This is a genomic window from Bradyrhizobium sp. SPXBL-02 (assembly GCF_051853065.1).
GTDB lineage: Bacteria > Pseudomonadota > Alphaproteobacteria > Rhizobiales > Xanthobacteraceae > Bradyrhizobium.
In genome coordinates this window covers 2,759,936-2,781,402 of the sequence record NZ_CP182474.1, presented here as the reverse complement: position 1 = coordinate 2,781,402, position 21,467 = coordinate 2,759,936, and the positions used below count along the sequence as shown (strand labels likewise).

The 21,467-nt window shown below is 64.7% G+C and carries 17 protein-coding genes and 1 pseudogene; 8 read left to right on the top strand and 10 right to left on the bottom strand.

All coding sequences use genetic code 11. The features are described from left to right. Nucleotide 1: 1 nt before the first annotated feature. Both ACNJYD_RS12605 and ACNJYD_RS12600 read right to left on the bottom strand, forming a co-directional pair. Nucleotides 2-769 carry an ABC transporter ATP-binding protein gene (locus ACNJYD_RS12605; protein WP_172785415.1) on the bottom strand — a complete coding sequence of 256 codons (768 nt, stop codon included), beginning with the start codon at nucleotides 767-769 and terminating at the stop codon, nucleotides 2-4. Nucleotides 770-771: 2 nt separating this feature from the next. After that, nucleotides 772-1,908 (bottom strand): ABC transporter permease, encoded by a 1,137-nt coding sequence (locus ACNJYD_RS12600; RefSeq protein WP_439366538.1) that lies wholly within the window; start codon nucleotides 1,906-1,908, stop codon nucleotides 772-774. A 175-nt stretch (nucleotides 1,909-2,083) separates the two neighbouring features. On the opposite strand from ACNJYD_RS12600, the gene ACNJYD_RS12595 reads away from it, so the two are divergent. After that, nucleotides 2,084-2,359, top strand: coding sequence for a hypothetical protein (locus tag ACNJYD_RS12595; RefSeq protein WP_172785417.1), 276 nt, complete (start codon nucleotides 2,084-2,086; stop codon nucleotides 2,357-2,359). After that, complete coding sequence (locus ACNJYD_RS12590; protein WP_172785418.1) at nucleotides 2,360-2,848, top strand: phage holin family protein; 489 nt, start codon at nucleotides 2,360-2,362, stop codon at nucleotides 2,846-2,848. It abuts the gene before it with no gap. A gap of 10 nt (nucleotides 2,849-2,858) precedes the next feature. On the opposite strand, the gene ACNJYD_RS12585 is transcribed toward ACNJYD_RS12590, so the two are convergent. Both ACNJYD_RS12585 and ACNJYD_RS12580 read right to left on the bottom strand, forming a co-directional pair. Further along, on the bottom strand, nucleotides 2,859-5,552 hold the full coding sequence (locus ACNJYD_RS12585) for a bifunctional acetate--CoA ligase family protein/GNAT family N-acetyltransferase (protein ID WP_439366537.1): 2,694 nt from the start codon (nucleotides 5,550-5,552) through the stop codon (nucleotides 2,859-2,861). A gap of 63 nt (nucleotides 5,553-5,615) precedes the next feature. Beyond that, the gene (locus tag ACNJYD_RS12580) at nucleotides 5,616-6,449 is read right to left on the bottom strand and encodes a universal stress protein (protein WP_439366536.1); all 834 of its coding nucleotides are present in this window, start codon (nucleotides 6,447-6,449) and stop codon (nucleotides 5,616-5,618) included. Between the two features lie 178 nt (nucleotides 6,450-6,627). Here ACNJYD_RS12580 and ACNJYD_RS12575 point away from each other — a divergent pair, with 178 nt between their 5' ends. From ACNJYD_RS12575 to ACNJYD_RS12565, 3 genes are read left to right on the top strand one after another with little or no spacing between them, the layout of a single operon-like run. Then, nucleotides 6,628-7,611 (top strand): zinc-dependent alcohol dehydrogenase family protein, encoded by a 984-nt coding sequence (locus ACNJYD_RS12575; protein WP_439366535.1) that lies wholly within the window; start codon nucleotides 6,628-6,630, stop codon nucleotides 7,609-7,611. 23 nt (nucleotides 7,612-7,634) lie between these two features. Continuing rightward, nucleotides 7,635-9,173 carry an AAA family ATPase gene (locus ACNJYD_RS12570; protein WP_439367474.1) on the top strand — a complete coding sequence of 513 codons (1,539 nt, stop codon included), beginning with the start codon at nucleotides 7,635-7,637 and terminating at the stop codon, nucleotides 9,171-9,173. Beyond that, nucleotides 9,173-10,156, top strand: coding sequence for a CHAD domain-containing protein (locus ACNJYD_RS12565; protein WP_439366534.1), 984 nt, complete (start codon nucleotides 9,173-9,175; stop codon nucleotides 10,154-10,156). Before ACNJYD_RS12570 ends, ACNJYD_RS12565 begins: the two co-directional genes overlap by 1 nt. Here ACNJYD_RS12565 and ACNJYD_RS12560 read toward each other — a convergent pair. Next, nucleotides 10,153-11,979: a PHA/PHB synthase family protein gene (locus ACNJYD_RS12560; RefSeq protein WP_439366533.1), complete on the bottom strand. Its 1,827-nt coding sequence runs from the start codon at nucleotides 11,977-11,979 to the stop codon at nucleotides 10,153-10,155. The genes ACNJYD_RS12565 and ACNJYD_RS12560 overlap by 4 nt on opposite strands. A gap of 205 nt (nucleotides 11,980-12,184) precedes the next feature. On the opposite strand from ACNJYD_RS12560, the gene ACNJYD_RS12555 reads away from it, so the two are divergent. Then, nucleotides 12,185-12,913, top strand: coding sequence for a CBS domain-containing protein (locus tag ACNJYD_RS12555; RefSeq protein ID WP_439366532.1), 729 nt, complete (start codon nucleotides 12,185-12,187; stop codon nucleotides 12,911-12,913). A gap of 26 nt (nucleotides 12,914-12,939) precedes the next feature. Here the strand turns inward: ACNJYD_RS12555 and ACNJYD_RS12550 are convergent, their stop codons facing one another. The 3 genes from ACNJYD_RS12550 to ACNJYD_RS12540 form a co-directional block, all read right to left on the bottom strand. Next, on the bottom strand, nucleotides 12,940-13,398 hold the full coding sequence (locus ACNJYD_RS12550) for a RidA family protein (RefSeq protein WP_439367473.1): 459 nt from the start codon (nucleotides 13,396-13,398) through the stop codon (nucleotides 12,940-12,942). 21 nt (nucleotides 13,399-13,419) lie between these two features. Beyond that, nucleotides 13,420-15,111, bottom strand: a complete 1,692-nt coding sequence (locus tag ACNJYD_RS12545; RefSeq protein WP_439366531.1) for a benzoate-CoA ligase family protein — start codon at nucleotides 15,109-15,111, stop codon at nucleotides 13,420-13,422. A 147-nt stretch (nucleotides 15,112-15,258) separates the two neighbouring features. After that, entirely contained in the window at nucleotides 15,259-15,777 is a 519-nt protein-coding gene (locus tag ACNJYD_RS12540; protein WP_172785427.1) for a MarR family winged helix-turn-helix transcriptional regulator, read from the bottom strand. A gap of 251 nt (nucleotides 15,778-16,028) precedes the next feature. Between ACNJYD_RS12540 and ACNJYD_RS12535 the strand changes: the two genes are divergently transcribed. After that, nucleotides 16,029-17,204, top strand: coding sequence for an ABC transporter substrate-binding protein (locus tag ACNJYD_RS12535; protein WP_172785428.1), 1,176 nt, complete (start codon nucleotides 16,029-16,031; stop codon nucleotides 17,202-17,204). A 105-nt stretch (nucleotides 17,205-17,309) separates the two neighbouring features. Next, entirely contained in the window at nucleotides 17,310-17,765 is a 456-nt protein-coding gene (locus ACNJYD_RS12530) for a cupin domain-containing protein (protein ID WP_018643141.1), read from the top strand. A gap of 9 nt (nucleotides 17,766-17,774) precedes the next feature. Here the strand turns inward: ACNJYD_RS12530 and ACNJYD_RS12525 are convergent, their stop codons facing one another. Together ACNJYD_RS12525 and ACNJYD_RS12520 are read right to left on the bottom strand one after the other, a co-directional pair. After that, nucleotides 17,775-19,025, bottom strand: coding sequence for a flavin-dependent oxidoreductase (locus ACNJYD_RS12525; RefSeq protein ID WP_172785429.1), 1,251 nt, complete (start codon nucleotides 19,023-19,025; stop codon nucleotides 17,775-17,777). A 51-nt stretch (nucleotides 19,026-19,076) separates the two neighbouring features. Next, nucleotides 19,077-21,427, bottom strand: a pseudogene (locus tag ACNJYD_RS12520) (bifunctional salicylyl-CoA 5-hydroxylase/oxidoreductase). Nucleotides 21,428-21,467 lie beyond the last annotated feature (40 nt).

The following is a 21,467-nucleotide window of genomic DNA, read 5'->3' as shown; positions in this document are numbered from 1 at the left end:
CTCATCTCATCTCGTGTTGCAGCATCTGCGAGCGCTTGCCGTGGAAATAGGCGCGCACCCAGGGATGCTCGGATTGCAGCAATTCGCGCATCGGGCCGATCGCCACGATCTTGCCGTCGGCGAGCGCGGCGACGCGGTCGCAGACCGTGGTCAGGCTCGCGAGGTCATGGGTCACCATGAACACGGTGAGCTCCAGGGTCTTTTGCAGCGTCTTGATCAGCGCGTCGAACTCGCCGGCGGCGATCGGGTCGAGGCCCGAGGTCGGCTCGTCCAGGAACAGGATCGGCGGATCGAGTGCGAGCGCGCGCGCCAGCGCCACGCGCTTGGTCATGCCGCCGGACAGCTCCGCCGGATATTTGTCGGCGTCCTCGGCACGCAGACCGACCATTTCGAGCTTGGCGATCGCGATCTCGTCCATCAGCTCCTGCGACAGGACGAGATTTTCGCGCAAGGGAAACTGGACGTTCTGGCGCACCGTCAGCGAGGAGAACAGCGCGCCCTGCTGGAACAGGATGCCCCAGGCCATCGCCGCGCCTCGGCCGTGGCCGCCGGTGGGTTGTCCCATGACCTCGATGGTCCCGCTCCGGCGCGGGATGAGGCCGATGATGGTCCGCATCAAGACCGACTTGCCGCCGCCGGATGCGCCCACCAGCCCGAGAATCTCGCCGCGGCGGACGTCGAGCGACAGATGGTCGAGCACGGTCTGACGACCGAAGCCGACCACGAGATCGCGGACGCGGATCGCGAACTGATCTTGCGATTCTTCCATCGTCACATTCCGATCGAGGCAAAGAAGATAGCGAACAGGCCGTCGAGCACGATCACCAGGAAGATCGATTTCACCACCGACGTCGTGGTCTGCCGCCCCAGCGACTCCGCGCTGCCCTTGACGCGCAATCCCTCGCTGCAGGCCACGATCCCGATCACCAGCGCCATGAACGGCGCCTTCAGGATGCCCACCTCGAAATGCGCAACGGAAATGGCCTCGTGCAGCCGCGCGATGTAGATCGCCGGCCCCATGTCGCCGTAGAATTGCGCGACCAGCCCGCCGCCATAGAGCGCGGCAATCGATCCGATGAAGGTGAGGATGGGCAGTGCAATGACCAGCGCTGCGACGCGCGGCAGGATCAGGACGTCGATGGGATCGAGCCCCATGGTCGAGAGCGCGTCGATCTCCTCGCGCATCTTCATCGAGCCGAGCTCGGCGGTGTAGGCGCTGCCTGACCTGCCGGCGACCATGATGGCGACGATCAGCACGCCGAGCTCGCGCAGCACCAGGATGCCGACCATGTCGACCGTATACGACTCCGCGCCGAATCTGCGGAAGTGGAAGAAGCCCTGCTGCGCGATAATGGCGCCGATCAGGAAGGTGATGAGCGTGACGATAGGGATCGCCTGCCAGCCGATCCGATAGAGCTGATACACCAGGGAGGTCAGCCGCAGCGAACGCGGCCGGCGCAGCACGCCGACGACGGCCATGAACAAGGCGCCGAGCATCTGAAGGAAGATCGTGATGTCTTCCCGCGCCCCGACCGTGGACTTGCCGAGCTCGCCTAACCTCGCCAGAACCGGATTGGGCGCGACGCTTGGAGCCGGCGTGCGACGGTTGACCTGGCGCACCTCGTCCATCAGCCCGCTGAAATGATCGGCGACGCCGACGAACTCGGCCAACCTGCCTGACGATGCGGCCCTGCGCGACAGCTTCTCCAGGACCCAGGCGCCGAGCGTATCGAGCGCGCTGATCCCCGACATGTCCAGCGTTACGACGCGCGAGCGATCGACGTCGGCCCCGACCGACCGCGACAGCGTCTCGAGCGTCACCACGTTCGCGGCGGTCCATGGCCCCTCGGGGCGCAATTTCAGCACGTCGCCGGACGGCGTCGCGTGCAGCAGCGGTTCGTGGTTCACGCTTTCCACCTCGTCGGGACAATTGGTCCCATTCAGCCGGCATTTCTAGGCCGGCATGTGGCGGCCGGATTGACCTGTCTCAAGACCCCGAACGGGCTCCGCCTCTTGACGCAAATCAAGCGCGATCGCGCGGGCGGGTCTTAGGCTCGCTCGGATGCAATGAGGACACCAATCCATGTTCGACAGTGACAGGATGAGCGAGGAATTACGGGCGCTGAAGGTCGACGTCACGCGCCTGTTGAGCACCGCCGGCGAGGAGATGTTCGAGAGCTCGAAAGCTCGCACCGAAGCGCTCGCCGATCAGATCAGGGCCGCGCTCGCCGAGCTCGGCGAGACCGTCGAACAAGAGGGGGAGCAGCTCCAGGGCCTCGTTGCGGAGCGCCCGATCACCTCGCTCGCCTCCGCTTTCGCGCTGGGCGTGGTCGTCGGCTTCATGCTGAGGAGACACTAGGTGAATACCGAGAATGTCATCAAACATCTGCGCGTGCTGTGGCGCACCGACAGGATCATCGCGGACATCAGGCTGCGCCATTTGCTGATCGGCCTCGGCCTGCGCGCCTTCGCGGCGCTGATCGCCGCGTTCGGGCTCCTGATGCTGGAGCTGTCCGCCTATTTCGCGCTGGTGCAGATCTGGAGCGCGATTGCCGCGGCCGCCATCCTCGGCGCCGTCAATTTCGTCATCGCGGCCGCTCTCTTCCTGATCGCTGGCCGCGCCCCGTCGGGACGCGACATCGAGCTCGCCAGCGAAATTCATGACACGTCCATCGAAGCCCTCCAGCTCGAGGCACGAGCGCTCCAGGCCCAGGTGTCAGGCGCGGTGCATCATCCGCTCAGCACCATCGTGCCGGTGCTGCTGCCGCTGATCGCGGTCATCATCAAGACTCTGCGGACGACGGCCAGGACGCCAAACGACGCAAGTTCGGCCGAAGCGCAATCGTAGCTGAACGCGCTCAGAGCTTCAGCCTGACGTCGCAGATTTCAGGCTCGGCCGGGTCCGGCTTGACCTCGAAGCCGAGCTGCCGGCACATGTCGAGCATCACGGTGTTCTCCTGCAGCACGTCGCCCGATATGGTCTTCAAGCCCTCCGACCGCGCGTAGTCGATGATCAGCTGCATCAGGGCCCAGCCGAGCCCCCTGCCCTTGAGGTCGGATCGCAGCAGGATCGCGTATTCGCCGGTCTCGTAGATCGAGTCGGAATGGAGCCGGACCACGCCGACCATTTTGCCGGTGGCCTCGTCGAACGCGATGAAGGCCATCGCACGCGCATAGTCAAGCTGGGTCAGGCGTGCGATGAATTCGTGGGTGAACTCCTTCATCGGGGCGAAGAAGCGCAGGCGAAGATCGTGTGCCGTGACGTGACGCAGGAATTCGTGAATGGTCGGCTCGTCCTCGGGGCGCATCGGCCGCACGAAGATGCGCCAGTCGTCCTTGAGCTTGAGGCGCCGCTCCCATTGCGACGGATAGGCGCGAACGGCGAAATTGGCAGGGCCAGAGCCGGCGAACTTCCGCTGCGGCGGCCCAACCGCGACGCGCGCATCTACCGCGGTCACGCCGGTTTCGTCCGCGAGCAACGGATTGATGTCGAATTCGCGGATCTCGGGAATGTCGGCGGCCATCTGCGCCAGCTTGACCAGCACCATGGCGACGGCATCCTGCTTGACCGCCGGCACGTCGCGATAGGCCTTTAGCAGCCGCGATACACGCGTGCGGTCGATCAGATCGCGAGCCAGTTGCAGGTCGAGCGGCGGAAGCGCCAGCGCCTTGTCATTGATGATCTCCACCGCCGTGCCGCCGCGGCCGAAAACGACCACCGTGCCGAAGGTCGGATCGTCGGCGAGACCAAGGATCAGCTCACGCGCCTTTGCCTTGACGACCATCGCCTGGACGATGACGCCGCCGATGCGGGCCTCGGGCCGCAGCTTTCTGGCTCGCGCAAGAATGTCCGTGGCCGCCGCACGCACGGCCTCCGGGGTCGTCAGATTGAGCACGACGCCGCCGACGTCGGATTTGTGGGTGATGTCCCGCGACAGGATCTTCAGGACGACGGTGCCGCCTTGCGCGAAGATGTCCTTTGCATAGGTCACCGCCCGCTCGACATCGGCTGCCGCATAGGTCGGCACCATCGCGATGTCGTAGGCTTCGAGCAGGTGCTTGATCTCGACAGGCTCGAGCCACTGGCGGCCGTCCGCGATCGCGTCCGTGACGATCTCTCTTGCCCCCCTGGCATCCGGAACGAACGTATCGGGCATCGCGGGAGGGACCTGGCTCAGCTCCTCCACCACTTCGCGGTGCCGGACCAGATGCATGAAGCCGCGCACGGCATCGTCCTCGGTCGGATAGTTCGGCACGCCGGCGCTCGAGAGTGCCTGGACGATGTGCTGATCGGCGCCGACCCAGGCAGCCAGCACGGGCTTTGCCCATCGGCGGTGCTGCTCGCGATACTTAGCCACGAGCTCCGTCACGGTCTTGGCGATCTCGGCGGCCGATGCGATTGCCGTCTGCACGTTGAGGACGAGAACTGCGTCGTTGTCGCGGTCGGCCAGCAGTTCCTCCAGCGCCGCCGCGTAGCGCGAGGCGTCGGCGTCGCCCACGATGTCGACGGGGTTTGCACCCGACCAGGTCGGCGGCAGCGCCGCATCGAGCTTCTTGCGCGCATCAGTCGAGATGGTTGCCGGAATACCTCCGAGCTCGACCAATCGATCGACCGCAAGGACCCCGATGCCGCCACCATTGGTCAGGATGGCGAGACGCTTTCCGGTCGGCGATTCGACGCGGCCGAGTGTCTCGGCACAATCGAACAGCTCGCGCAGATCGGACACCCGTAACACGCCCGCGCGGCGGAACGCCGCATCATAGACGGCGTCGGCACCGGCGAGCGCCCCGGTATGTGTGGCGGCGGCCTTCGCACCCTGCGCCATCCGGCCGGACTTCACCACGACGACCGGCTTCACGCGTGCGGCCGCGCGCGCCGCCGACATGAACTTGCGCGCGTCCTTGATCGCCTCGATGTAGAGCAGGATCGCGCGGGTCTTGTGATCCATCGCGAAATGATCGAGCAGATCGGCAATGTCGACGTCGATCTGATCGCCGATCGAGACGATGCCGGAGAAGCCGACGCCGCGCTGCGCGGCCCAATCCACCATGCCGGCGGCAATGGCGCCCGATTGCGAGATCAGCGCGAGGTTGCCGGCCCGCGGCATGTGCGCGGCGAAACTGGCATTCAGGCTGACGCCCGGCATCATGATGCCGAGGCAGTTCGGTCCGATCAGCCGCATTCCGTGTTTGCGCGCGGCAGCGCTGGTCGCCTCGTGCAGCGATCCCGGTCCCTGGCCGAGACCCGCCGAGACGATCAGCGCCCCCGCAGACCCGCGGCGCCCGGCCTGGTCGACGATGCCTGGAATCTCGCCCGCGGGCGCGGTGACGACGACGAGCTCGGGCACGAAGTCCAGCCTGTCCAGGCTCTTCACCGCCGCGATGCCGCCGATCTCGGCATGACGTGGATTGACGAGGCCAAACCGCCCCTTGAATCCGGCCTTGCCAATGTTCTCCAGGACCGCACGTCCCACGGACGCTGGACGCGCGCTCGCGCCGACGAGCGCGACCGAGCGCGGCGACAGCAGGTTGTTCAGACGATAAGTCGACATGAAAACAAATACACCGCCTCGGCGGCGGTTCCGATGATTGACGATCCGGCTGGAAGAAGAGGCCTAGTGCGAGATCATAACCCAGCACGGTGGCTGGCCAATGACGGTCTTTGTCACACCTCCCCACACGGTCTCGTTCAGGCGCGAATGATGATAGGCGCCCATCACGATGGCATCGATACCATGGGAATTCGCCCAGCTTCCCAGTACTTTGCCGGTGGAGCTGCCACCCCCCTTCGTGGTTTCGAACGAGGCAAAGACGCCGTGTTCCCGCAAATGGTCGACGAGCGCCGCTCCGGATTGCAGGACCGCGTCAGTCTTGTCCTCCGCCACGGTCAGCACACGAACCGAGGTGGCAGCCTGAAGAATGGGCAACGCATCTCCCGCCGCACGCGCGGCCCGTGCGGAATGATCCCAGGCAATCACGACGTTCTCGAATTCGGGCCGGAGCTCGTCGGCGCGATGTTCGGGACAGAGCAGAAGCGGCCGTCCGGATTCGAACAACAACGCTTCGATGATGGCCTCCGTTCGACTGTCGTGCGGCTTCACGGGAACCAGCGTGAGGTCGCTGAAGCGAGCGTGCTCGGCCAGGATCGCTCCGATCTGATCCGCGGGCACCTTGCCCGACCGGCTCTGGGCGCGGATGTTGGCGCGGGAAGCCGCATTGGTGAAGGCGTTCAGCAGCTGTTGCATGTCGCTGGCCTCGAGGCTGGCCTGCGCGGAAGCGCGATCGTCAAGCAACATCACCTTCGGCCGCTCGAAAACATCTTCCTCGAGCGCGAGCGCGGTGATCCTGGCGCCGAGATCGGCAGCCACAGCAACGCATTTCTCGATCGCAACCAGGGCTGGCCCGCGCGGCTGGCCGACAAGGGGCAGAAACACATCCTTGATGGGCATCGGAATTCTCCTGAGCCACGATCATAGGCCGGCTGCCGTCGAGACCCTTGATCCGCGTCAAGACCGGGGGAAACTCCGTCCGATCAACCGGGCGAACCGGCGTTGACCGACGTCAAGGACTGGCCACTCGGTCGTTCTATGGATAGTTCAATCGGAGCGGTTCGCCCCGGAGACAGACATGCGTGCGATGGTGTTGCCGGCCCCACGAGTGCGGCTCCGGATGGAGGAGCGGGCTGACCCGTTGCCGGGCGAGGGTCAGATCCGGGTGAAGATCAGCGCCTGCGGTGTATGCCGGACCGATCTTCATCTCGTCGACGCCGAGCTGCCCGGCATCCGCTATCCGATCGTGCCTGGCCACGAGATCGTCGGCCGGGTCGACCTCATCGGTGCGAATGTGACGACACATGCGCCTGGTGAGCGGGTCGGCATTCCCTGGCTCGGCTTCACCTGCGGAACATGCCGCTTCTGCCGGGAGGGCATGGAAAACCTCTGTGACGCGCCGCTGTTCACCGGCTACACACGCGACGGCGGCTACGCGACCCACACCATCGCCGACGCACGTTACTCTTTTCCGCTCGGCGAGGCCGGCAGCGACGTCGAGATTGCGCCTCTGCTGTGCGCGGGGCTGATCGGCTGGCGCTCGCTGGTCCTGGCCGGCCCCGCCGAGAGACTCGGCCTCTATGGCTTCGGCGCCGCCGGCCACATCATTGCGCAAGTCGCTGTTTGGCAAGGACGCTCCGTCCATGCATTCACGCGGGCAGGCGATGCCGCTGCACAAGGTCTTGCACGCCGTCTCGGCGCTGTCTGGGCGGGGTCATCTGACCAAGTGCCCGACGAGCCGCTCGACGCCGCGATCATTTATGCCCCAGCCGGCGAGCTGGTCCCGGCGGCGTTGCGTGCCGTGCGCAAAGGCGGTCGCGTCGTCTGCGCCGGCATCCACATGAGCGACATTCCGAGCTTTCCGTATGATTTGCTGTGGCAGGAGCGGCAGCTGGTCTCGGTCGCCAATTTGACCCGGCAGGATGGCCTCGATTTTCTCAAGGTCGCGCCGCAAGCCGGCGTGCGCACCGAGACGACGGCGTTTCCGCTCGATCAGGCCAACGAGGTCCTGGCCATGCTGCGGAATGGCCAGATCCTCGGCGCGGCCGTGCTGACGCCCTGATGGTGCTTCCCATGTCCGCTTCGATGAAGGATGACAGGGCGGCTCAGGAGCGCATCTTTCGGATGCTGACCGATCATCCCGGCGTGAGGCGCATCGACACGCATGCCGCCTCGGTGTTCCTGGACGCAAAACGCGCACTGAAGATCAAGCGCGCCGTCCAATTTCCCTTCCTCGACTATTCGACGCTCGAAAAGCGCAAGGCGGCCTGCGAGGAGGAGATCCGGATCAATCGGCCCCTGGCGCCGCAGATCTATCATGGCGTCGTGGCGATCACGGAAGAGCCGGATGGATCGGTGAAGGTCGACGGCGTCGGACGGCCGATCGAGTATGCTGTCGACATGTCGCGCTTCGACGAAAGCAGGACGCTGGATCATCTGGCCAAGGCCGGCCCGCTGGACGCGAAGCTTGCCTCGGCCGCGGCTGACGCAATCGCGGCGTCGCACGTGGCGGCGACACGCGCGGACGGAAAAGCGTGGGTCTCCTCCATCCCGGCCCTGATCGACGGCAACACGAATGGTCTGCGGGCCGGCGGACATTTCGGCGCAGAGGAGATCGAGCAACTCGGCAAGGCCTCGCACACAGCCTATCTGCGTATTCGCGCCCTGCTCGCAGAGCGCGGTCGCCGGGGCTTCGTGCGCCGCTGCCATGGCGATCTGCATCTGGCAAACATCGTCATGATCGATGATCGGCCCGTGCTGTTCGATGCGATCGAGTTCGATGCGCAGATGGCGACGGTCGACGTGCTCTACGATCTCGCATTCACGCTGATGGACCTGTTGCATTACCATCAGCCGGGCGCGGCAAACATGGTGCTGAACCGCTATCTCGCCGTGACGCCGGCCGACAATCTCGACGCGCTCTCGACCCTGCCGCTGTTCATGTCCGTCCGGGCGGCGATCCGCGCCCAGGTGACCTTGGTGCGGCTCAAGTGGCCGCATTCCGACGGTCCCGGCATTCTCGACCAGGCACGACGCTATTTCGAGCTCGCAGGGACGCTGATCCGTCCTCCTGCTCCGCGCCTGATTGCGGTGGGCGGACTGTCCGGCACCGGAAAGTCCGCCTTGGCGCACTTACTCGCGCCGCTCGTCGCACCGGAGCCGGGCGCCGTCGTGCTGCGTAGTGATCTCGTCCGCAAGCAGATGTTCGGGGTCGAGGACACCCACCGCCTGCCGCCTTCGGCCTATACGCCGGAGGTCACGGCCCGCGTCTACGACACGCTGGTCGAACATGCCCGGCGCGTGCTGGCGCAACGCCATTCGGCGATCATCGACGGCGTATTCGCTCGCGAGGACGAACGCGACGCGATCGCGGCTCTCGCGCGTGAGCGCAACGTGGCGTTGAACGGGCTGTTCCTGGTCGCGGACCTTGCGACCCGGCAGGCGCGCATCGGCAACCGCCGGGAAGACGCATCGGATGCCACGCCGGAGGTTGCCGCGCTGCAAGAGCACTATAATATCGGCCATGTCGGCTGGGCGATCATCGATGCATCCGGGACACAAGAGCAGACGCTTCAGAACTGCCGGAACGTCATCGCTGAGGGGCAAACAAGGCAATCAAACTGATGCGGGCAAGTAAGTCGCGACCGACCACGCGCTCGACGGCAAACGCGCATGCCAAGCCGGCCACGCGGCGCAACGCGCTGCCGGCCCGACTCAGCCCCGGCATGGCCTGCGACACGGCTTTCCGGATCATCGCCCGCCGTCACCTCGACGCGGTAATGGCTCAGCACGACGGCACCTGCCGCGGCGATCCCGATGCGCTGCACCAGATCCGGATCGCACTGACGCATCTGCGGACTGCCATACGCTTCTTCTCGCCGATGGTCGACGATGCGCTGCGGCCGGATGTCTGGGCCGAACTGAAATGGCTGAACGGTCAGCTCGGCATGGTGCGGGACCTCGACGTGGCCATCGAGCGGATCGTCGCGGAGAGTGGCATCGAGCTCGCCGTGGTCGCCGAGCTTCAGCGCTGGGACGAGAAGCGCGCGGAGAGTCACCGGCTGCTGGCGCGCGCGCTGCAATCGGCGCGGTATCGCCGCCTGGTCGAGCAAACCTCAACTTGGATCGAAACCGGCCCCTGGTCGACCCGCCGCAGCAAGGACGCCATCCGGCTGCGCCGCCGCACCCTCGCCGACCACGCGACGGAGCGGCTGACCGAGTGGGAGACGACGCTGCTCAAGAAGGCCCGGAAGCTGAAAAAGCTCGATGTCGAGAAACGTCACAAGCTGCGCCTCCTCAACAAGCGGATGACCTATTCGGTCGAGTCGCTTGCAGATCTGTTCGCCGATGGCGCGGCGAAACAGAAGTCCATCCTCAAGCAATTGCGCAAGGCACAACGGTCGCTCGGACAATTGAACGACGATGCACGCGGGCAAGCGTTGGCGGCGTCATTGAATGGCGCCGGCCTCGAAGCCAGTAATCGATTCCTCGATCGCAAGCGGGAAAAGAAGCTGTTGCGGAAGGCCTCGGAGGCCTACCGCAAACTGGACAAGACCAAACCGTTCCGCTCCCCGGATCTCGCGCCGAGTTCGGAGCCGGAAGCTTAGGTGTGGACGTAGTCCCCCGGCGCATCGGGCAGGCCAAGGGCGCCGCCAAGTCCGATCTGCGGGGGATCGCAGGGCGCACCGGAGCGCGCTGACAGCCAAGTGGTCCATTCCGGCCACCACGAGCCTTCGACGCGCGGGGCGAGCTTCAGCCATTCGTCCGCACCGACATAGGGCGCGTCAGCAGCCTTGGTCAGCACCTGATAGAAGTGGCCCTCCTCCTGCGGCGGCGCGACGACGCCGGCATTGTGGCCGCCGTTGGTCAACAGGAACGTCACGTCGGCATCGACCTGATAGTGGATCTTGTAGACGGATCGCCATGGCGCCACGTGATCGGCGAGCGTGCCGACCACGAACATCGGGGTGTGAATGTCGGACAGCGAGACGCTCCTGCATTCGACCCGATAGCGACCTTCCGCCAGATCGTCGTTCAGGAACAGCTGGCGCAGATACTCCGAGTGCATGCGATAGGGCAGCCGCGTGGCGTCGGCATTCCAGGCCATCAGGTCGCTCGGTGGCGAACCGTCGCCCATCAGATAGTCACGCGAGAGCCGCGACCAGATCAGCTCGTTGGAGCGCAGCAGCTGGAACGCGCCCGCCATCTGTGTCGTGTCGAGATAGCCGCGCTGCCACATCATGTCTTCAAGGAAGGCGACCTGGCTCTCGTTGATGAACAGCGTCAATTCGCCGGCTTCGGTGAAATCGGTTTGCGCGGCGAGAAGCGTGACGGTGCCGAGACGGCTGTCGCCGTCGCGGCCCATGGCCGCCGCGGCGATCGACAGCAACGTGCCGCCAAGACAATAGCCGAGTGCATGGATCTTCCGGCCCGGCACGATCTGGCCGATCATGTCCAGTGCGGCCATCACGCCCAGCTTGCGGTAGTCGTCGAAGGCAACATCCCGATCGTTCGCGTCCGGATTGCGCCAGGAGATTACGAAGACGGTGAAGCCCTGAGCGGTCAGGTATTTGACCAGGGAATTCTGCGGCGACAGGTCGAGGATGTAGTACTTCATGATCCAGGCCGGCACGATCAGAATCGGCTCCGGCCGCACCTGCGCAGTCGTCGGATGATACTGGATCAGCTCGATCAGGCTGTTGCGGTAGACGACCTTGCCGGGCGAAGCCGCCACCGTCTTGCCGACGACGAACTGATCCTCGTCGGCCAGCTTCGAGCCTGAGAGCAGGCGCATCAGGTCGCTGCACCAGTTTTGCCAGCCGAACACGAAATTCTCGCCGCCGCTCTGGAACGCTTTTTCCAGAACCTGCGGATTGGTGGCCGCGAAGTTCGAGGGTGCCAGCATGTCGAGCATCTGGCGCATCGAGAACTCGACGATGGCTTCGTTTGCGTGGGACACGCCGCGTATGCCGGTCGTGGCATCGTGCCACCAACGTTCGGTGAGCAGAAACGCCTGCGCAAGCAGATTGAACGGCGCGGCTTCCCATTGCCGGTCCTTAAAGCGGCGATCCCGCCCCTGCGGCCGAATGACGGACCACGGCTCCTGCGATGTCGCGCGCGCGGCGGCCTCCAGGAGGCGGCCGGAATCGCGGAAGATGTTGCGGGAGAGCTCCATCTGATGCTGAGGCGCCGCCGCAAGATGCGCGCCCCAATCGAGCCAGGCGAGCGACAAGGCCACGGGCGAGATCCCGCCCGTGAACCGCGCCAGCATGGCATGGAACGCGCGATCAAGCGGATAGGTATCCGTTGCTTGCGGGCAAGTGCAGTCAGCCGGCGTCCCTGCGACCCCCTCGGGAATCTCGGCAGCCGGCTTGGCCGCGGGAGCTTGCAGCGGCGCTTCGGCCCGTGGAAATATCTTCACGACGCTCATGGCTGATTGTTCCTGCGGGCTTCCGTTCTAGGCCTGCGGCAGGATATGGCGACGCTGCCGCCGCGCGTTGAGCTGCATCAAATCGCTGCGCGGATCACAATCGGTCAGTCAGGGCAAGCTTCGTCCGCTTGACCTGGGTCAAACCACACCCCGACGGATTCACTAGGCTTTGCGCATTGAAGTTGACATGCCAGCGGAGTTGTCCATGCGCGCCCACCAGATCATGACCCGATCGGTCATCTCGGTCACCCCCGACACCAGCATCGTCGAAGCGGCCAACATCATGCTGAAGCGACATGTCAGCGGCCTCACCGTAGTCGACGATACCGGCAAGCTGATCGGCGTGGTGTCGGAGGGAGATTTCATCCGCCGCAGCGAAATCGGCACCGGGCGCAAGCGCGGGCGGTGGCTGCGGTTCATCCTGGGTCCGGGCAAATCCGCCAGCGACTTCGTCCACGAGCACGGCCGCAAGGTCTCGGAAGTGATGACCGACTCGCCCGTGACCATCACGGAGGACACCGCGCTCGCGGAGATCGTCGATCTCATGGAGCGGAACAACGTCAAGCGGCTGCCGGTCGTGCGCGGCGACAAGGTCGTCGGGATCGTGTCCCGCGCCAATCTGTTGCAGGCGGTGGCGGGGCTGGCCCGCGACGTGCCGGATCCGACCGCCGATGACGATCACATTCGCAGCCGCATCATCGAGACCATGGAGAGGAACGATTGGTGCCCGTTCGGGCTGAACGTCATCGTGCGTGACGGGATCGTTCATCTCAGCGGCGTCATCACCGAAGAGCGCACACGTCAGGCCGCGGTCGTCGCCGCGGAGAACGTCGAGGGCGTGAAGAAGGTGCGCGACCATCTGTGCTGGGTCGACACCCTGTCCGGCATCTATCTCAACTCGCCCGAAGACGACGAACTCGCCAAAGCGAGCTGATCAAGGCAAGCTGATCGCGGCAGAATTCAGCTCGGAATGACGGCGGTGGCTTCGATCTCGACGCGCGCCGCCTTCTCGACGAGGCGGACGACCTGAACCAGGGCCATCGCCGGATAGTGCGCTCCGAAGACGTCGCGGTAGACCTTGCCGAGCTCCTTCAGATTGGCCAGGTACTCGTCCATGTCGACGACGTACCAGGTCAGCCGCACGAGGTGCTCGGGCCGGGCACCGGCCTCGGCCAGGATCGCGGCGATGTTGTCGAGGGTCTGGCGCACCTGCGCGACGAAGCCGTCCGCAAGACGCTCCTCAGCGTCCCAGCCGATCACCCCGCCGGTGACGACGATGCGTCCCTCGGCAGCGATGCCGTTGGCATAGCCCTTCGGCAGCGGCCAGCCTGACGGCTGCAGCATCTGCGCCTTGATGCGCGTTCCATCCTCGGCTGCGGTTGGCAGCACCGCGAGTTGCGGGCTTTTCGGGGTGGTCACTGACAATTCTCTATCCTTCTCTCATTCCGCGGCGACGCCCGAGGACGTCACTGCGGCCTGCGCCAGCTGCCGCAGGGCAAAGCGCTTCAGCTTGCCGGTCTCGGTCTTCGGCAATTGCGCCACGAACTCGATGGCGCGTGGATATTTGTACGGCGCGATCTCGCGTTTGACATGCTCCTGCAACTCGGCCACCAGCTGAGCGTCAGGCGTCACGCCGGGCGCGGCAATGACATAGGCCTTCACGATCATGCCGCGGGCCTCGTCGGGCGCACCGACCACACCGCATTCGGCGACCGCCGGATGCGTGAGCAGCGCCGCTTCGACGTCAGTCCCCGCGATGTTGTAGCCGGCCGACACGATCATGTCGTCGGAGCGCGACTGGTACCAGAAATAGCCGTCGCTATCCATCAAATAGGTGTCGCCGGTGATGTTCCAGCCGTTCTGGACGTATTTCCGCTGCCGCTCGTCGGCCAGATAGCGGCAGCCGGTCGGCCCGCGCACGGCGAGACGGCCCATCGTTCCCGGCGGCACATCGCGGCCCTCATCATCGACGATCTTGGCTTCATAGCCCGGCACGGGCTTGCCGGTGGCGCCGGGGCGGATCTCGTCCTCGGTCGCGCTGATGAAGATGTGCAGCATCTCGGTCGAACCGATGCCGTCCATCAGCTTGATCCCGGTCGCCTTGAGCCAGGCATCGAATGTCGGCTTGGGAAGGGTCTCGCCCGCGGAGACGCATTTGCGGAGCGAAGAAATGTCGCGGCCCGCGAGCTTGCCGAGCATGGCGCGGTATGCGGTCGGCGCCGTGAAGCAGACCGTGGTCTTGTACTGCTCGATCGCATTCAGAATGTCGTCCGGCGTCGTCTTCTCCAGCACGACAAAGGAGGCGCCGATATGCATCGGAAACAGCACGCCGCCGAAGCCGAAGGTGAAGGCGAGCGGGGCCGAGCCGACGAAGCGATCCTTTTGCTCGGCGCGCAGGATGTTGCGTGCGTAACCGTCACAGACCGCGAGCATGTCGCGGTGGAAATGCATGGTGCCCTTGGGATCGCCGGTCGTGCCCGAGGTGAAGGCGATCAGACAGATATCGTCGGCGGCGGTATCGACGGCCTTGAAGTCAGGGCTGGCATCGGCGATCAGTGCTTCGAGCGAATCCGCCGCGCCATTGCCCCAATAGACCACGTGTTTGAGGCCGGGCGCTGCGGCTTTCGCCTTCTCCATCTCGTCGGCGAGCTTTCCGTCGCACAGCGCCAGCGTGATCTCCGCCTTCTGGATCGGATAGGACAGCTCCTTGGCGCGCAACAGCGGCATCGTCGCGACGCAAATACCGCCGGCCTTGATCACCGCGAGATAAGTCGCAACCATCATCGGGTTGTTGGTCGAACGCAGCAGCACGCGCCCGCCGGTGACGAGACCGAGCTTGCCAACCAGCACATTGGCGATGCGGTTCACCAGCGCCTGCAGCTCGCGATAGGTGTAGCTGACGGCTGGGCTGATGACGCAAGGGGCATCGCCCTGGCCCTGCTCGACCCAGCGATCGAGGAAATAGCTGACGCAGTTCAGTCGCGGTGGATAGTGCAGCTCCGGCCGCGTGAAGATGAATTCGGGCCAGAGCTCGCGCGGCGGCAGGTGTTGCCGCGCGAACGTATCGACATGGGCCGTCGCGGCGCTGCCGTCAGACGAGCCCGTTACTTGAATCTTGGCGGCGTTGGCCATCGCACGCTCCTTTCAGCATGGATTGCACCCGGCAGCACGATCTAGAAAACATTTTAGGCTTAAAACAATTTCGCGCAATAGGGGATTTTGGGCATCCCGTGCTTTTTCATGCGGCAAAGGGGTGGGCGGCCTGTCGCGCCCGCACGGTCAGGGCCGGCGGCGGGCGGCCGATTTCTGCGCGGACGCCTTGGTCTTGGCGAGGAGGCGCATCAGTTCGCGCACGTCCTTCGGCGAGAGGTCGGCGAACAGATCGGCGATCCAGGCCTCGTGCTCGGCGGCCATCCTGCGGAACTCGGCACGCCCGAGCTTGGTCAGCCGGATCACCTGGACGCGGCGGTCGGTCTCCGAGGTCCGCCGGTCGAGATGGCCTGATTCCACCAGACGCTCCACGAGCCCGGTCACATTGCCGTTCGACACCATCATGCGCTTGGAGACATCGGAGAGCGTCATGCCGTCAGGCGCCTTGTCGAGCTGCGCCATCAGGTCGAAGCGCGGCAGCGTGACGTCGAACCGCTGCCGCAGCCGGCCGCGCACCTCGCCCTCGATCAGCGTCGTGCAGGTCAAGAGCCGCAGCCACAGCCGGAGCTCTTCGGCATGGTCCTCCGGTGTTTCGACGGCCTTGGTCTCGGAATCGAGCATGTCGATGCAGCCACTCACGGCCGGCATTGGCGCCGGCACGGATTCCCCAACATTTTGAGCTTCAAATAAATCCGGGCCGGCTGCAAGTCCAAAGCTGCAACAATCGACCGCACGCCTATTTCTTTAGGCTTCAAATATTTGGCGCGCCGCTTGCATGCGACCCTGCCCGCAGGATGCGACGCCTCGCGCTCGGCTTGCCGCGGCGGCCGTCATCGGCATAAGCTTTGGATTGGAGTACGTGGCTTGCAGCGCAAGCCAGTCGTCACGAGGGACAGATCATGAAGACGCAAATGACCTTGGCCGCAGCCGCGATGCTGCTCGGCACCGTGGCCACCCCTGCCCTCGCCCAGGAAAAAATCAAGCTCGGTGTGATCGTGACCCTGTCGGGACCAGCCGCAGCGCTGGGCCAGCAGGTTCGCGACGGCTTCGCGCTCGCCGTGAAGGATCTCGGCAGCAAGATGGGCGGCCGCGACGTCGAGCTCGTCGTCGTCGACGACGAGCTGAAGCCGGATGCAGCGGTGACCAAGGTGAAGGGCCTTCTGGAGCGCGAGAAGGTCGACTTCGTGGTCGGGCCGATCTTCTCCAACATCCTCCAGGCCATCCACCGGCCCATCACGGAATCGAAGACGTTCCTGATCAGCCCCAATGCCGGCCCGTCGACATTCGCCGGCAAGGACTGCAACCCGTTCTTCTATGTGACGTCCTATCAGAACGATCAGGTGCACGAGATCCTCGGCAAGGTCGCGCAGGATCGCGGCTACAAGCGCATGTACCTGATGGTGCCGAACTATCAGGCCGGCAAGGATTCGGTGGCGGGCTTCAAGCTCGACTACAAGGGCGAGATCGTCGAGGAATCCTACATGCCGCTGAACACGCTGGATTTCCAGCCGGAGCTCTCCAAGATCTCCTCACAGAAGCCCGATGCACTGTTCACGTTCATGCCGGGCGGCCTCGGCGTCAATCTCGTCAAGCAGTACCGGCAGGCCGGGCTCGCCGACACCATTCCAGTGCTGTCGGCCTTCACGGTCGATGAATCGACCCTGCCGGCGCAGCAGGATGCGGCGGTCGGCATGTTCGGCGGCGCGAACTGGGCACCCAACCTCGACAATCCCCAGAACAAGAAGTTCGTTGCCGCCTACGAGGCCGCCTACAATAGCGTTCCCGGCACTTACGCCTCCCAGGCCTACGACACCGCGATGCTGATCGACAGCGCCGTCAAGGCCGTGAAGGGCGACCTTTCCAACAAGGACGCCGTTGGCGCCGCGTTGAAGAAGGCCGACTTCACCTCGCTGCGCGGGGCCTTCAAGTTCAACCACAACAATTATCCGATCCAGGATTTCTACCTGACCAAGGTCGCCAAGCGTCCGGACGGCAAGTTCCAGACCGAGATCGTGCAGAAGGTGTTCGAGAATTACGGCGACCGCTATGCCAAGGACTGCAAGGCGACGAACTGAGCATGATCGGACCCGAAGGGCCGCGGTAGCGCAAAATGCGCAGCGGTTTTCCGAACATGATCATGCTCTAACAAGAACCGCGCAGCGCGTTACGGGAGGACTGCAATGAAGAGCGAAATCACCGGCATCACGCGGGCCAATGAGGGAATCCAGGGCATTTCCTGGAACATCCTCGGCCAGACCTACGTGCCGAAGAGCTACGCCGAGAACAGCTTCTCCTGGCACGCGACGCTGCCGCCGGGCACCTTCGTGCCGCCGCACATTCATCCCGACCAGGATGAATATCTCTACATGCTGGAGGGAAAGCTGGATTTCGTGCTGGGCAATTCAGAGGCGCAGGCAACCGCGGGCGACCTGATCCGCCTCGGCATGGGCGTGCCGCACGGCATCTTCAACAAGTCGGAGCAGACCGCCAAGGTGCTGTTCTGGGTCTCGCCGAGCCGCAAGCTGTTCGACCTGTTCTGGGGTCTTCACAACATGAAGGAGCAGAAGCCGGAGGACGTCGTGGCGATGGCCGCCGAGTTCAACATCCACTTCCTTCCGCCGCCGCCCGGCGGCTAGCGGCGCGCGTCAGGCGCGCACCGCCGCAAGACCCGGCACCGCGGCGAAGCCTGCCTTGGTGGCATAGCCGCGCACGATGGCCTCGCGCTGGGAATAGCTCAGGACGTTGTCGACATTGTCGAAACCGTCGGGCGCGAGCTGCTCGACGGCGTCGATGACGCCCTCGGGGCCCCCGCGCCGGTTGGAGCGGACGATCTCGGCCGTCATCGGCAGGCGCTTCTTCTCGTACTCGAGCAAGGCCTGACGCGGGTGTTCGGCGCGCACCAGCGCATCCGCAAGGCAGCGCGCGTCGAGAATGGCCTGCGAGGCGCCGTTCGACCCCACCGGATACATCGGATGCGCGGCGTCGCCGAGCAGCGTGACCCTGCCCGATGACCAATATGGCAAGGGATCGCGATCGCAGGTCGGATATTCGTAGAATTCGGGCGTTGCCGAGATCAGGCTCTTCACGTCGATATAGGGCACCGAGAAGCGCGCCACATGCGGCATCAGCTCTTCGCGGCGGCCCGGCCGCGACCAGTCTTCCTTCCGCGGCGGCGGCGCGTTGCCCTCGCCCACTTTCACCAGCACCGCCCAATTGGTCAGGCGGCTCGCCGGGCTCGATCCTTCCGCGATCGGATAGATCACCACCTTGGCGTTGAGACCGCCGGCCACGATCATCGATTTGCCGGTCAGGAACAGCGGCCAGTCACGCGCACCGCGCCACAGCATGAGGCCATTCCAGCACGGCGGCCCTTCGTTCGGAAACAGCGTCTCGCGGACGCGCGAGTGAATGCCGTCGGCACCGATCAGGATATCGCCTCGCGCGGTGTGGACATGGGCGCCGGAGCGATCGAAGAAGTAAGCGGTGACGCCGCCCTCGTCCTGCGTGAAGGCGCCGAGCCGGCAGCCGGTGTGGATCGCCTCGCGGCCCAACCGCTCCTCGACGGCGCGATGGATGACGGCCTGAAGGCGGCCGCGATGGATCGAGAATTGCGGCACGTCGTGGCCGGCGTCGATGCCGCGGGCTTCGCGCCAGACCTCCTGGCCGTGGCGATTGAGATAGTAGAGCTGGTCGGTGCGAACAGCGACGTCGTCGAGCTTCTGCAACAGGCCGAGGCCGGCCAACTCCCGCATGGCATGCGGCAGCGTGTTGATGCCGACGCCGAGCTCGCGAATGGTGTCGGCCTGCTCGAAGATCTCGCAATCCAGGCCGCGCGAGCGGAACATCAATGCCGTGGTGAGACCACCGATACCGCCACCGACGATAATCGCCTTCATCGCCCTAACTCCACTCGAAACACAGGCAATGAGTTAACGTCGCACGGGCAGTCACTCCGCCGCAAGCGGCTTTGTCGCCTCCGCCTTGAGCTCGGCCCGGGTCTTAGGCTTAGCCTTAATTCTCAGCTCCTCGAGATCCTGCCGGTCGCGCACGCTGTTGCGGAAAATCTGATCTTTTCCGGGCAGATATTGCGGGGGACAGAAGGCGTCGTTTGCCCCGTACCAGGCCGCCGCCTTCATGGTGAAGAAGGGGTCGACGAGATGGGGACGGCCGAGGGCAACGAGATCGGCCCGGCCGGCGGCCAGAATGGTGTTGGCCTGGTCCGCCGTGGTGATGTTGCCGACGCACATCGTGGCGACCCGCGCCTCGTTGCGGACCTGGTCGGAGAAGGGCGTTTGGAACATGCGTCCGTAGACCGGCTGCGAATGGCGCACGGTCTGGCCGGTCGAGACGTCGACGAGATCGACGCCGGCCTCGGCAAAAGCGCGTGCGATGGCGACCGCATCATCGCCGGTGATGCCGCCGTCCGCCCAATCGGTCGCCGAGATGCGCACCGACATCGGCTTGTGCGACGGCCAGACCGCGCGTAAAGCCTCGAAGATCTCGAGCGGGAACCGCAGACGGTTGGCGAGCGAGCCGCCATATTCGTCCGTCCGGGTGTTGGTCAGAGGGGAGATGAAGCTCGCGAGCAGATAGCCGTGGGCGCTGTGCAATTCGAGCATGTCGAAGCCGCAGCGCTCGCCGCGCTCGGCCGCCGCGACGAAAGCGTCCCTCACCGCATTCATGCCGGCGCGGTCGAGCTCGCGCGGCACCTGGCTGTCGGGGAAATAGGGCAGCGGCGATGCCGAAATGATCTCCCAGCCGCCCTCCTCCAAAGGACGGTCATGCCGTCCCACATCAATTTGGTCGCGCCCTTGCGGCCGGCGTGGCCCAGTTGCAGGCAGATCTTTGCGGCCGAGTTGCCGTGGACGAAATCCACGATGCGACGCCAGGCGGCCTCCTGCTCGTCGTTCCACAGACCAGTGCAGCCGGGCGTGATCCGGGCCTCACGGCTAACGCAGGTCATCTCGGTGAAGATGAGGCCGGCGCCGCCGATCGCGCGCGAGCCGTAATGCACCAGGTGGAAATCAGTCGGCACACCTTCCTTCGCCGAGTACATGCACATCGGCGACATCACGGCGCGGTTGGCGAGCTTCATCTCACGCAGGCGGAACGGCTGAAACAGCGGCACCATCGGCCGGTTGGTGTCGACATCGAAGCCGCTGCTGCGCACCTGCCTCGCAAACGACTTGTCGACCTCCGCCACGAAATCCGGCGCGCGGAGCTTGAGATTGTCATAGGTGATCGCCTTCGAGCGCGTCATCACGCCGAAGGCGAACTGAACCGGATCGAAATCCCAGAAGCGGTCGACATGCTCGAACCAGACCAGCGAAACGTCGGCGGCATGCTGCGTCTTCTCGACCTCCTCGCGGCGGCCGTTCTCATAGATCTCCAGGGCAGCCTTGATGCTAGGCGCCTTCTCCATGGCTTCGGCCAGCGCGATGGCGTCTTCCATTGCGAGCTTGGTGCCTGAGCCAATGGAGAAATGTGCGCTCGCCTTGGCGTCGCCGAGCAGCACCATGTTGTCCTTGACCCAGCGCTTGCTGCGGATCATCGGGAAGTTGCGCCACATCGAGCGGTTCGTCAGCAGCTTGTGCCCATTGAGGAACCAGCCGAAGATGTCGGCCATCCGCGCGGCGGACTGAGCCTCGTCGAGACCCGTCAGCCCCGCGCGTTCGAACGTTTCAGGGTCGGTCTCGAAAATCCAGGTCGAGTGCCCGGCCTCGTACTGATAGGCATGGGCGATGAACGGCCCCCACTCCGTCTCCTGGAAGATGAAGGTGAAGGCATCAAGCGGCCTGGTCGAACCCATCCAGGCGAACTTGTTGGCGCGCAGGTCGACCTCCGGCTGGAAATGCTCGACGTATTTCTCGCGGAAACGGCTGTTGATGCCGTCGGCGAGCAGGATGAGATCGGCATCGGCGAAGCGCGTTTCGTTGTCGATATCGACCTCGAAGTGCAAGGTGACACCCAGCTCGCGTGCACGTTCCTGGAGGATCAGAAGCAGCTTCTGCCGCGAGCAGCCGCAGAAGCCGTTGCCGCCGACGCGGTGCACGGTGCCGCGGAAGTGCACGGCGATGTCATCCCAGTAAGCGAACTCCTGAGTGATGCGGCGATAACTCGGCAGATCGTGCTTCTCGAAATTGTCGAGCGTCGCATCCGAGAACACCACGCCGAAGCCGAAGGTGTCATCGGCCCGATTGCGCTCATAGACCGCAATGTCCGCGCCGGGACGCTGCTTCTTGAGCAGGATCGCAGCATAGAGACCCGCAGGTCCGCCACCGATGATCGCGACTTTCATGGGAGCCTCGCCACTTCACCCGGCCATGAAAACTATTTTA